This window comes from Mesorhizobium sp. P3_B5 (assembly GCF_056402815.1).
Genome location: NZ_JBFUGR010000005.1, coordinates 99,049 through 111,839, shown reverse-complemented (window position 1 = coordinate 111,839; position 12,791 = coordinate 99,049). Strand labels below are relative to the sequence as shown.

The 12,791-nt window shown below is 57.8% G+C and carries 8 protein-coding genes; 2 read left to right on the top strand and 6 right to left on the bottom strand.

Annotated features, from left to right (window positions below):
• Positions 1–2 precede the first annotated feature (2 nt).
• Together AC1DVW_RS14715 and AC1DVW_RS14710 are read left to right on the top strand one after the other, a co-directional pair.
• Positions 3–1,586 (top strand): DUF2357 domain-containing protein, encoded by a 1,584-nt coding sequence (locus AC1DVW_RS14715; RefSeq protein ID WP_477232860.1) that lies wholly within the window; start codon positions 3–5, stop codon positions 1,584–1,586.
• On the top strand, positions 1,586–4,003 hold the full coding sequence (locus tag AC1DVW_RS14710; RefSeq protein WP_477323951.1) for a hypothetical protein: 2,418 nt from the start codon (positions 1,586–1,588) through the stop codon (positions 4,001–4,003). The genes AC1DVW_RS14715 and AC1DVW_RS14710 overlap by 1 nt, the downstream gene beginning before the upstream one ends.
• Positions 4,004–4,097: 94 nt before the next feature.
• Here AC1DVW_RS14710 and AC1DVW_RS14705 read toward each other — a convergent pair whose 3' ends face one another.
• The 6 genes from AC1DVW_RS14705 to AC1DVW_RS14680 form a co-directional block, all read right to left on the bottom strand.
• Positions 4,098–6,188 (bottom strand): 3'-5' exonuclease, encoded by a 2,091-nt coding sequence (locus AC1DVW_RS14705; RefSeq protein WP_477323949.1) that lies wholly within the window; start codon positions 6,186–6,188, stop codon positions 4,098–4,100.
• A 3-nt stretch (positions 6,189–6,191) separates the two neighbouring features.
• On the bottom strand, positions 6,192–7,013 hold the full coding sequence (locus tag AC1DVW_RS14700) for an HNH endonuclease (protein ID WP_477323947.1): 822 nt from the start codon (positions 7,011–7,013) through the stop codon (positions 6,192–6,194).
• A 10-nt stretch (positions 7,014–7,023) separates the two neighbouring features.
• The gene (locus AC1DVW_RS14695) at positions 7,024–7,686 is read right to left on the bottom strand and encodes a hypothetical protein (protein ID WP_352560785.1); all 663 of its coding nucleotides are present in this window, start codon (positions 7,684–7,686) and stop codon (positions 7,024–7,026) included.
• Between the two features lie 289 nt (positions 7,687–7,975).
• A complete protein-coding gene (locus AC1DVW_RS14690; protein ID WP_477323945.1) occupies positions 7,976–9,064 on the bottom strand; it encodes an HNH endonuclease in 1,089 nt (362 codons plus the stop codon).
• A gap of 78 nt (positions 9,065–9,142) precedes the next feature.
• On the bottom strand, positions 9,143–9,679 hold the full coding sequence (locus AC1DVW_RS14685; RefSeq protein ID WP_352560788.1) for a GIY-YIG nuclease family protein: 537 nt from the start codon (positions 9,677–9,679) through the stop codon (positions 9,143–9,145).
• A 7-nt stretch (positions 9,680–9,686) separates the two neighbouring features.
• A complete protein-coding gene (locus AC1DVW_RS14680; RefSeq protein WP_477323943.1) occupies positions 9,687–12,785 on the bottom strand; it encodes a site-specific DNA-methyltransferase in 3,099 nt (1,032 codons plus the stop codon).
• Positions 12,786–12,791 lie beyond the last annotated feature (6 nt).

Sequence of the window (12,791 nt, the reverse complement as noted above, 5' to 3'; positions counted from 1 at the left end):
AAGTGACGGAGAAGCGTGAAATCGAGCTGTGGCTGCGACCTTGGGCCCTGGTGGACCTGAAGCGGCGCCACCGGCGACTCCTTGCATCCGGTTCGACCGCCATCGTGGACCAAAACCGCGCTGGCCTGTGGTTATACGTGCCTGCAGGAGCGACTGCTGGCGCGGCTAGTCTCACGAAACTCGGCGAGCCTGTTTCGGGGTTCTCCACGGACGATGGTCGAACGCTACTCGTCCTGCCACTTCCGCTGAGACATTCGACCGGCTCGACCGTCCCGACCACGACCGGCACCACAAAGCTCTCTTGGCACTCTGCACCGGAAAGACCCTCAAGAACCCACGATCCGCAAACGGCCGAGGAGGAAGCCGCCCGTCGCCTGATGCTGCGTGCGGAAGCGGTATGGGATCGACTGCGCGATGTCGAGACCGCGTTGGCCGACCCTGCCAACCTATGGGAAGAACTCCGAAAGCGTTGGACGCAAGAAGACAATGACGTCCCGCCCCGAATGGATTTGATCGTCCATCACGCGGCCGCCCTCTCCCGGACCCTCGACGAGTTGGACCGCAAGCCGCGGCGCATCCTTCGACGCACGAACCAGCAGGTTCCTATCTCGCGTGTCCAGGAGTTGGACAGACGCGCAATGACCTGGCTGGTGCGGCAGCCCGGCGAGACGCTCGCCGAGCGCGCTGGCGACCGGCAACGCCTCTTGGCTGTTACTCGTGAGGAAAACTTCGACACGCTTGAGAACCGGGTGCTTCGCGCATATGCCGAGCTTGCCCGATATGTGGCGCGAAACTATCTCGATCGAAACCGCACAAAGGCACTTTCCAATCGGGCACGGAAGGTCAAGGATTTCGAGCGGCGATGTAAGCGTCTCGCTCGCGATCTTGCCGATCGCGGCGTGCGGCTTGCTGAAGCCGGGGTGACCCCCAACTTCGTCCTTCAGCAGAACCCGCGCTATCATGCGATCTGGGAGGGGTGGCAAGAGCTCCTCAAACACGATCGGATCTTCGACGAACTTTGGCAGTGGCAGGCCCGATCGTGGGAAGAATTCTGCACGCTGGCGGTGATGGTTGCCTTGGTCAGCGTGCCGGGCGCGCGTCTGATCGCGTCGGCCCCACTTAGTTTCCTTGATGAGCAGAGACGCGGAACGTGGACCGATCACGACAACCCGTTAGGTGTTTTCCATTTGCCCAGCAGCGGCATTGTGGTCGAGGTCCGTTACCGGATGGCCAATCCCGATGTGCGATTGAGAGACTTTGGCGCTCCGATCTGGGTTCGTATCGGCCGCGTCGGCGATGCACAGGCCTTCCTAACCAATTTTGCTATTTGGCCAGTCTGGGACATCGAAGGGGGTTTGGTGGAGGGCGAAATTGCTGAAGTCTCCGACTTGCTCCCCTTCGGCCGCAAGGCCCAACTCGCCGCGGGAATCGTGCTGCGCCCTGCTGCTGCGGGCAAGGAGGCCGAGATTATGGAGCGCAACGGTGTCCTGACCGCAACTATGGGAACCGATGGCAGCGCCCTTAGCGACGGCGTAGCAGCCGTGAGAAATTTCCTCACGTCTGTAATCCAAGCAAAGGCCGGCTGATGCGTCGACTCTCCGGCATGGATATTAATGGCTGGCACGATTTCGCGGCGCGTAACTGGGAGCCAGATGACCCCCTCGTGCTGCCGCCGAATCCAATTCTTGTGGATGGCGGTATCCACGGTGTAGTCGTCCGCCAAGAGTCGGGCGTCTGGATCGGTGGCCCCCAGGCCAAGTTATCGCCACATGGACGCGGCCTAGGTTGGGGAAAGCTTGGCGATCCGGTTCGGCGCGTGCAAGTAACGGAAATCTGCGACGATCTTGCTAAGACTCCTGGGGAAGCGCGCGATCTCCACACTTTCAAGGCCATCGTCGACTCGCTAGCGCGAGAAGCGCACTCCGTCACGATCACTGTGCCAGATCATGACGCATTCGCGGAGGCGTCCCAAGCTCGGTTACTCAACCTGCTCGGCCACGGCCGACGCGCTCACCGGCTGCTCTGGCGACCTGTAGCGCTTTTCCTAGATGCCCTCGAGGTCGGTTCGATATCTCGAGATCTCGAGGGCGGGCTCGTCCGATTGTTGATCCACTCGAGTTCGGGCATCGAGATGCAGTCGTTGCGTCTTCGCGGGGACCGAGATCATCCGGGCCATCTCGCGCCGGAACGAGATGGCTACGGCCGGATCGTCGTTCCGGAATTAGCCCTAGGGGCGATGCTAAGACGCGCTCAGAAAGAGGTGACAATCGCAAATCCGTCGATTGAGATCGGCAGTGGGGAAAAGAGCCAACTGGCATCGAAGCTACTCTTCGGTCAGGCCAGCGCAGGTGAGACGGAGATCCTCAGGAACGACAATGGCACTTGGATGGAGATCGTGGCGCCTCGCCTTGATCCGTGCGGTGTGGTGCAGCCGTATCGTTGTGATGGCGTGGCGGAAAGCAAGGAGGTCGTAGCGACGTTTCTTGCTACGCCGCTGGCCGAGCCATACGCGACCATGCTGGCCGACTCTCTGAGCGATCAAATTCCCGACCTGCACCGGTTGGAATGGTCTTCAATCGCACGCGGATCTCTGAGGGCGGCTCAACTTATCGAACGAGGTCTTCCGCACTATTTTGATCGGCTCACACCGATAGGCCTAGCGATCCTGAAAGGCGAACTACCTCACTTTGAGGACTTGGTCGGCACCCAGGCGACGCTGCCCGCCAACCGAGAATATGTGTCCCCAATCTACGATGGTTTGATTTGGGGACGCGGGAAGAAGGAGATCGACTTCTACGTGGTCAAGGGAGAGAGGGAGGTTCGCCACTGGCGGGCGCAGCAAGACGAGCCGCCAACCAAGGATGTGAATGTCGAGCTTCGACTCAGGCAAACGCCTGGGCAAAGCTGGGCAAGGCTTTCTCTGACGTCACCGGAATGGGAGCCGCTACAGCGCAGCCCAATCCTACTCGACTGGGAGAAAATCAGCGTGGTCGAGGAGAGTCCCGAAGAGATATTAACAAAGCTAAGATCTCCACCGCCAATCATCCCCGACCGAATCGTCGAGCTCGCGAACATGGAGTTCTGGACCGGCAACGCGCGCTATAGAGGGATACTGGATTGTCTTCAAGACGGGCCTTCGGGCGGTGCTGATCAGATGGCAAAGCTCCTTTCGAGATCGATGCGCGATCCTGAAACAAGAGCGAGAACACGCCCCGTCGGCACAAACGGCGAATTGCCATTGGAGCTGTCGGGCGTCGCCTCCGAGGCATTTATGCAGAGCCTCAATGATATGGGCCAATTTGTCCAACTCACCCTCCGTGAGCCTCGGAGGCGGCTGCGAAACAATGATTATCTGAGATGCCTCACTTGGGTGTTTACTCTTTGCCCTGAGAACGTGCAGAACGCCATCGTTGACGCTCTGGAAGCCGACCTTCGCGGAAGCGGTCATCCCCTACTTGCCCCTGCGAATGCCAGAACGGTCCTCACTCAAGGCGCAGGGCGGGCGCTCACCGGCCCGGAACGCATTGGTCGCGCGCTTGTCGTCCTGGCCGCTCGGCCCTCCAACTCTCACACACTGAACGCGCTTGCCATGATCCTGTCGCGGCGTAGTGAGGCACCAGCTTCGCTGACCGGCGAACTCGTCCGGCGGATCGCCGATCGTCTGGTAGGCGAGTTGCGCGAGCGATTGAATAGAAGAAACTTCCTCATACGTTTTAGAAACGCCCTCTCAGCAGCTGCTGGTCTCTTTCGATATCGTGAGGTCGAGCCATACGCACTGCTTTCGGCCCGAGATCCAACCGCCCAACGTCTGCGCGACGTGCTCTCACAAATCGGCGAGGCGCTGGGGCGCGAGCGACTTCTCCTTCGCAATCAACAGGAGCTTCGAGAGACCGTCGTCGATCTCATCAAGCTACTGGATGGGGAAGGAGACCCGAATATCCTGCACAAGATCGACCGTCTAGACGACGATGACGACGGCAACGCCGATGGCCAGGACGATTAGTTGCTAGGCGGGGTCGCCTCGAGATCACGGAGAGCCATTAGTCTAGCCGCCTAGAATGAAGGCTAGGCGGTGACAGTTCTCGTGGCCGTGCCGTTCACCACCTCCGAAGGTCATCGAGGAATTCGGAACCAGGCTTGACGCATGACACGACTAGCCGCTCCCTGGCGCGCGTCGCCGCGACATAGAACAGTTGCCGTTCAGTCGCGATTATCTCATCGAGTTCGAATTCATCGGCCACATCCACTACGCGGGATTCCAGTGGCAGGACACCTTCGTCGCACGCCATGAGGACCACTGCGCGAAACTCCAGGCCTTTGGCGAGATGCATGATGCCGAGCAACGCCTGATCAACGCCGGCTCTGCCATCGACCAAGGTTCGGGTTTTGAGGGACGCCGCCTCCGCGGCCGCACGTGCGCGGGACAATTGTTGTTCCGAGCGCACGAAAATCCCAATTTCGCTAGGTGCAAATCCTTCGCAGATAAGCTCCCGCAGCACTGCCGCGACCAAAACCTTTTCTGCCTCTATGCTTTCGGCGCTGACGATTTGCGGTTCCGGCCCCTCGAAAACCGAGACGGTCCCGGATCGATGATCCTCCAGACCGTCTACGTCGCGAACGCTGTAGGGAAGTAGCCGGTCAGCTGCCTGGCGGATCTGATGCGAGGTCCGGTAGTTGACCTTGAGTATGGACGAGCGACCGCGAACATCGATACCCAGCCCCTTCCAGGAGAATGGCTGTTGGAAGATGCGCTGCCCGAGATCGCCTGCGAAGAACAGGGCATCTGGCTGCGCCGGAGAGATCGCGGCAAGAAATCGCAACTCGGCGATGCCAAGATCCTGCGCCTCGTCGACCACAATATGCGTGAAGGGCTTTTCGGCTCTTGTCGCATAAGTGAGCGTTACCGCTTCGAACAAGCCGGACGGGCTCAAGAGTCCGCGCCTCGCGAGCGATTCACGCACCCGCGCAAATATTTCCCAAAGCTTTTCGCGCTGGCGTGCGCCAAGCCTGTTCTTGCGCCCCATGCGCGGGACGACGGCATATGCCTCCTCGCTGTCAATCCGCCAGGTGTCAATGACATGTTCCCATTCAGAGATAAGGAACTGCGGCGAAAACTCGCTCTCCTGCTGGTCGGCTGCGGTCTTGAGAACCGTCGTTCGCATGGTCACCTGATCGGCTACATGCGGCTCTCGTCCGGTGCTTAGTGCATAAAGTTCGCGAGCTGTCTGTTCAAAGGATGAGATCGTTACTCGTTCCAGGAAACCCAGTCGATCGGCCGAGAGCACCGCGAATTTCTGAGCAAGAGCGCGTGCAAGCGGGTCGGAAAAAGTAGTTAGGAGCACGCGTGCATCGGCACGGGTCTTAAGAATGCGCACCACTCTATGCAGTGCGACCACGGTTTTTCCAGTCCCCGCCGAGCCGGCCACTCGAGCTGGCCCATTGTAGTCCCGCTCGACCACGCCGCGCTGCAAGGGATGCAGAAACACAGCCCATTTTTCAAAAGGTGCGTCGAGTGCGGCCTGCAACTCCTCCGCGCCTTCGAGGATCCGGAAGCGGCGCTGTGTGTCAGGATGCACGAGCGGATCGGCTGCCGGCGCGGCGGCAATCTTGAGCACCCCAGTAGCCGCAAATTCGAATAGGGCTTCGACGGCCTCTTGTGGCAGATAGCCTACAAGGGCGAAGAACTCGTCTTCGGTGGCGGAGGCGACGTCGTCCAGCCAGTCTACGGGGACGCCGACGGAGAGCAGATCATCGCGTGCCAGATCGGCAAAGAGTAAGGGCGATTGGATTGGCGACGGTGCTTCGAGGGGCAATGTCGCCTGAGCAGGGCCGGTTGGTGGAGCCGCAATATCCTCGACCAGTTCGCGAACCTCCACGATTTGGATCGCACCGGTCTTGGGATGCGCCTCGATCCGGCGTCGCTCGGCCCATTTGTAGGCGTCGTCATGATGATCGACATAAGCAAGCATCAGGCTCCCGCCCGTCTTGTGGACGATGATACGCAGATCCCGATTGACCCGCACAGACCAGAAATTCGGGTCCTTCGACTTGTCGATGCGATGGAATTGCAGACCCGGCTGGTCAGGATTTGCCTGCAGGTCGAACGCCGTCAGCTTCGCCTGTTTCTGCTCGTCATTGCTGAGCTTGGCGAGGGATGAGGTGAAGCTGTCGGCGAGGATCGTGGACATCAATTAATGCTCGAAGCCGTATGTGCGCCGATGGGCGGCGAGATATTGTCGCATTCTCTCGCCAGGCTGCCGGGCCAACGTCCTCTTCTTTCCTATGACGTCATGCTGGTTGTCGAGAACCGACTGGCTGATCAACATTTCTCCTCTATCGTTAAACGAAACCAACCCCGCATCGAACAACGCATCAAGCGTGGCCACCAGTGGCAGCCCGTTCTCGGGATCAAGCCGCTGGGCGTTGCTTGCCTTACGCCATGGCAGGATGTGCGACGCACGAACTATGGCTGGAAGATCGCAGGATGTGACTGCGCACCTGTTTTCCCACCTGGACATAACGGACGTCCGAAACTTGCCCTGCCCGATCCGTGCATCGATAAGCTGCTTCTGCTCCGTGGGGATCAATTCACTTTGAAGAATTGCCTCGATGTCAGTGGCGACGGAAGAGAGATCGGAATAGAGAGCCAGAAGTGCTGGCTTGGGCGCAACCGCGATGATGTAGCCGTTCTCGTATTCAAATTCTGCGACGTTCTGACCGTCTGGGCCGACGAACTTGAGGCATCCGCCGTCCATCGAACGTTTGCGCCCATGGTGGTCGATAAACCGATATGGGACCGGTTCTCCTGTTGCTTCGAAAATACGCACAAGATGATGCTTGAAGTAATCCGTGCGCTCCCCATCACCCTCGCCCGCGCTTTTCAGTGTATCACGCCTGAACAGTTCATGGTTCGCTATCGAGAAGGGTTGGGAAGCCTTGGTGCCATCCGACTTTTTATAGTCTGGAATCTCCACGTCCAGCCTCGTGAACGGCACCTCGATAGGATCAGCCATCTATCGAACCTCAATATGCCAATGTGGCGGTGGGCCATCCAAAATGAAAACGGCCAACGTAGTATTTCTCGTGGAGATATTCGAGATCCGCTTCCCACTGTCTGATAGCCTCGTCTAGAAGATCAGCATCACGACGCTTCGCATTTCTCGTGAACGCAGCTAAAGACTCGGCCATTTTTTTCAACCGAGCGGCGGATTTCGGAATACCCCACGCGTCCATGTAGTCCTTCGGGAAAACCGGGGGTAGGAAAGCGCCAAAAACGCGATCAAGAATGGCGTGCCGTATCGGTGCAGGTTCGCCATTAGTTTTTCCAACTCGATATTCCAGATAGCTCAACATCCCGTCATCAGTCTTTCCCGCAAACGAGAGACTATGATCTCCACCACTGGCATCGGTGGTTGGCCAGTTGAAAAACTCATCCGGATTGATCCTTTTGAGCCCTCTATTGCGCCACTCAGCTTCGACTGCGTTCAACATCTTGATCGGTCCAGCCGGGGGCTTAGTCGCGCTCCCCTTGGTCAACAGCCTGATAGCATTCTTCCAAATTCGGACCAATTGATCCGGCTGCATCAGCGGCAACTTCGCGATAATCCCATCGACATTTCCAGTGCTTTTTGGCTGGCCCTGTTCATTGCGCGCTTCGCTAGCCTTCGCCTTCGTGGCCAAGCGCATTCGCTTTTCGACTCGAACGCGCAAGGCAGTGGCAGCATCGGCCGGTATTGGGTCGACCTTTTGTCGTCCTGCCAGACCGCGCTTCCATTTAGGCCTGCGAGATCGTGTTGCCGATGTGGTCCGTTTGCCCAATCCTTACACCTTAATTTCCAGCAGCTTCGATCTCTGCATGTCTCAGACGTCTATCAAGTCATTGGCCTCCGGCCTTTCTACACGACTAGGAATTTTTGCCGCGAAAGCGAACACTGTCGCCGTGTTCCGCGCCTAGGGGCATCTTAAACTTTCGATCTCAACCAGCTCGAAAAACATAGTCACGATGCCATTTTAGATATGTGGCAGTCCCACTATGCGGCGGTTTCTGCAAACCGTCCGATAGATGCAGGATGCGTCGCTCGTCATCAGAAACTAGGCCTGATATCAGCAAATCACCGGCCTCGCCGAACGAGATCAAACCTCGGTCGAACAAGGCGTCGAGATGTGCAACGAGGGGCAGTCCGTTTCGCGGGTCGAGCCTTTCCTTGTTGCTCGAGTCGCGCCACGGCTTGAGATGCGAAGCGCGAATGACTTCACCTACACCGCAGCCAGTGATAGCGCACTTTCCACCCCAAAAGGCGAGTGTTTCATCTCGGAATCTTCCTTGCCCAAGTCTGGCGTCGATCAACGCAGCTCTCGTCGTTGGCGCAACGGGTAAGTCGGCGAGATCTTCTTCAATATCGGACTCATCTGTGCAGTTCCGTTTCAACTGTTGAGCCGGCAAATCTCCGCGCAACAGATCAAGGATTCGAAGCGCGGTTTGGCGCGAAATCTCCTGATAGGACCCGAACATTCTGACTAATGAGCTTTTTCCGGAAATTGACTGGGGATCTAGTTGGAGAGGTTCCGCCAATGGCACGTAGGATTCTGCAGGGCATATCCAGTTCGGCACCCAGTGGATTTCGTCCTTCCAGTGCCGCGTGAATCGTTCTTCATCATCCCGGAACAACTTTCTCACACGCGCGACTGACCAAGCATCCAGACGAAATCGGTCGTCAATTCCAAGCCGCTTCACAATTGAAAGGCGTCGCTTTTTTTGCGTCTCGTCGATGAGGGATGTCGCATTTCCTGCGACTGCAATGAGAAATTGTTGCCCCGAATGCGCGGCTATCATGAACACAAAAATTCGGCCATCATGCGCCTCGAGAGGCTGATTTCCAAAGCCCTCCGTGTGGAAGGCCTTCCATCGTTTGCCATCTTCGGTGAACTCTAATTGTTTTGAGTTATTCCATTCCTCATGCCCATATCCATTTTCTTTGGGATAACCCGAATGAACTATTGCTCCGCTGGGTTGGAGATAGCCGTTAGAATTCCAAACCACCGGCTTCAGCAGATAAAGCGCCATTATTCTCCCCCTAGACCCCAAACGCCTTCACAATTTCGTCTACAATCACCTCGACCGCCATCTATAGCATTTGTCAGACTATTCTTCTTCCTCAGAAAAGTCTTCTTCGTCAGGTTTTTGGTTCTGACGATTCAACGGCACTTGTCGGAAGTGCGTAACATCCTTGCCAAAGATGCCACCCTTCAAGTTCTTGATCGGTTCGCCCGCCATGATGAGGATGGCTTCTAGATGATTGAGCACATTGACGCGATCGGTCCGGATTTCGTCGGGAACCTCGCGTAAGCCGCGAACATCAACCGCGGTCTGCCAATCGACATCGCAGATTCCGAACCATGAAAATCGTGTCCATCGTTCAGAAAGAACGCTATGCGCGTGCTTGCGGAGTCGAGGATAGAGGCGTCGATCCTTGCCGCCTGCCTGACCCACATAGATTAGCCGGAAGGTGTCATCGTAGAGAGCGTAGATGCCACGCTGCTGGGAGAAATCTACACGGCCGCCGTTTATCTTGCGCACGCCGAGCCCAATAAGCCTTCCGTGCCGCCGCTGCTTCCAGTCCACTTCGTGCTTGCGCCAGAAGAGACCGTAATTTCGGATCAGCCGCCCGCCCTCTTCCATAGCCCCCTCACACCCCAAAAACCTTCAGCACTTCGTCCCCAAAATGATTGATTACTTTCACGGCGATGCGTCCCGTTGCAGGGCGAGGAAATGGCCGTGACGTGTCGGAATAGAGCGTTGACCAGGCGTCCTCGTCGATCTCTGCCTTCAGCGCGGTTTTCAGCGACTTGTATGGGTCGTTGGCGCCGAGGAAATAGGCGTGGCGGACGAAGAAGCTCTCTTCATTGTAGTCGGTATCGATGAACCAGGCGGCGATGCCCTTGACGTCGTCGGAACGGATTTCGCCCGTCGACGGATCGAAGATGTCGATACCGTTGACCTTTACCTGAAGCTCACCGTCGGCCGTCTCGATCAGATCGACATCCGGCTCACCGAAGACGACGAAGAGGTTGCCCTTGCCRGTGTTCTTCAGATCGTCAGCCATGTGCAGGTCAGGATTCATGCGCGCTTTTAGGATCGGGAGCGGACCGAGCCGGTTGAGGTCACTTGCCTGGGCTTCAAAGTTAAAGGCGCAGGCGATCAACGCATCGAAGCGAGCGTCGGAGGCTTCTCGCGCTGCAGCGGTTATCTGGCTGCGCGTCAGCGTGCCAAATTCCGGGCCGATCAGAATTCCTGCTCGTTTTTCGCGACCGTCCCCATCAACATATCTGCCTTCCGCCGCCAGCCAGTTGCCAGGCCAAGGTTCGACCGAATTGAATCGGATTGTGTCGCGCTTTTCCTGTTGATGGACACCAGCGGAGCGCAGATGAACGAGGACCATCTGACCGAAATCCTGGTCCGGCACACTCGCAGGCGTCGGTTGCATGCCACCCTCGCCGGCTTTGATATCCGCCCCGAGCGTATCATCGCGCGCGGTGACGACCCGGTGCGGCGACAAGCTCTCGACCGTGAACGGGCCGGAGACGCGCAACTTGCTCTTGTCCTCGTAAGGTCGGTCGTAGAGCATCTCGACATCGGCGGCGCCGGCGATCGAGGCGTCGATCTTGTCCTGTCGAGCGATGCGCCCTTCCCACCATTCTGCATGAATTCTGACCGCTTCAGAATTCGACCAGGGGTCTACTGGCTTTTCGGGAAGAGTGTTGAAGGAGTAGTTGCGGCCCATAATAGAATTGAGCTTCGCAAGTGCCTTTTGCGACTTCTTTCCTACATCGTCCGCTGCGATTGCCTCGCTTAATTTCGAGTGAAGTGACGATGCCTCAGGCTTCCAGGGATCACCCGCCTCGCGCGGGATTTCCCACTCCTCCCAGGCATGGTTACGGCCAAGCACCTGGTTTAATTCAGTCCGCAGCGGTTCCAGCACTTGTTGCCACTTCTCCCAGATGACATCGATCTCGGCATTGTTGGCAATGGATTTGAGCGTGATGTGCGGCGCTCGATCATAGACGAAGCCTTGACGTATGTCGGCAGAAGCCGAGCTCTGTGGCTGAATCTTGCCCGAGATCTTTTGCTCTTGGGCACGCCCGTCCGCGCTGTCGGCAAGCAGGTAGTAGGGATAGCGGGCCGACATTAAACGCGTGCGAGCCAACGCCAGCGCAACGCGTGATGTGTCAATGGTGATCCAGCGTCGGCCCCATTGCTCGGCTACTGTTGCGGTCGTCCCAGAGCCGCAGGTCGGATCGAGCACGAGGTCTCCGGGGTCTGTAGTCATCAGAATGCAGCGCTCAACAACCTTGGCGTTTGTCTGAACCACATAGATTTTGTCGTCGGTAAACGCGCCTGTCTGCGTGTCCGTCCAGACATTGCTGAATTTGGAAACGGCAAAGTCATCAAGAAATCGAACATATTGAACTGACTGCGGTGTGGGGCTGGCCAGACGTTCAGCCCGAACGAGTCGACGCATACCAGCTGGGTTCGTCTTCCAATAGCCGCGCCCAGGTCGAAACGTGCGGCCCTTGAGGAAGACCGGAAAAGCCGAGTTATCTCCACCGCTTTGCGATGTGAGATTGTCGTTCCTATAAATCTTTGCTCCCGCAGCTAGCTTCGTTTCATCGCCGCGTTCTCCAGCGGACATAGCGCGTCGCTCAAAAGGTGCGGTCTCGACGCGGCGATAACGGGCCCCTACGTCGTCCGCGAGACCCTTCGATTTGTAGATGCTGCGATACTTCAGCGACGCAACGTCCTTAGCATACCAAACCAAGAAGTTGCAGGAAGAATCGAGAAACTGTTCTCCTAAGCCGGTTGTCGTCCGGAACGAGATGAGACTGACGAAATTGTTTTCACCAAATACTTCGTCCATCACCGCTCGGACTCTGTGGACGTTTTCATCGCCAATTTGCAGGAAGATGCTTCCGCTTTCAGTTAGCAACTCGCGGGCGACCATCAGGCGGTCGCGTAAATAGGTGAGGTAGGAGTGAATGCCGTCCTTCCAGGTGTCGCGGAACGCCTTCACCTGCTCCGGTTCGCGCGAAACGTCCGCCGCCTTGCCATCCTTGACGTCGCGCGATTGGGTCGAAACCTGCCAGTTGGAATTGAACTTGATGCCATAGGGCGGGTCGAAATAGATGCACTGCATCTTGCCGCGCAGCGCCTCGCGTTCGGCTAGGCTCGCCATCACCTGCAGGCTGTCACCCAGGATGAAGCGGTTCGTCCAGTGCTGGGCGTGCTGGTAGAACTCAGCCCGGGCCTCCGGATCGGCGATGCCATTGAAATCCGCGAAAAGATCCGGCGCGTCGGTCTCGGCCTCGCGGCGCAAGTCAGAGCGGCGCTTGAGGTCGTCGATGATCGCTTTGGGGTGCACTTTCTCCTGCACGTAAATCGGTGGAGCGTTGACCATTAGGTCGGACCAGTCCTGCCGGTCCTTGCCGCGCCAGACAAGCTGCGCATCGCCGAGCTCTAGCTCGCCTGTCTCAGCAAGCTGTCGCATCTGATCCTTGGTGATCCGAATGCGCGCGCCGTTCCAAACAATCTGCGGGTCAAGGTCGGGATCGCGGTCTCGCTCCTCCCCAATCGCGAGCGGTCGATGCCGTGCGATCGTCACCTCGCGATCGCCGCCACCGAGGATTTCCTGCTGCTGCTCAAACAGCGAAGCCATCTCGGCCGTCGGCACATTGATGCGCCGGGCGGCGTCGTGGGTGAGCGCGTCGATCTCGCGGGGGGGTTTAGCCATCAGGCA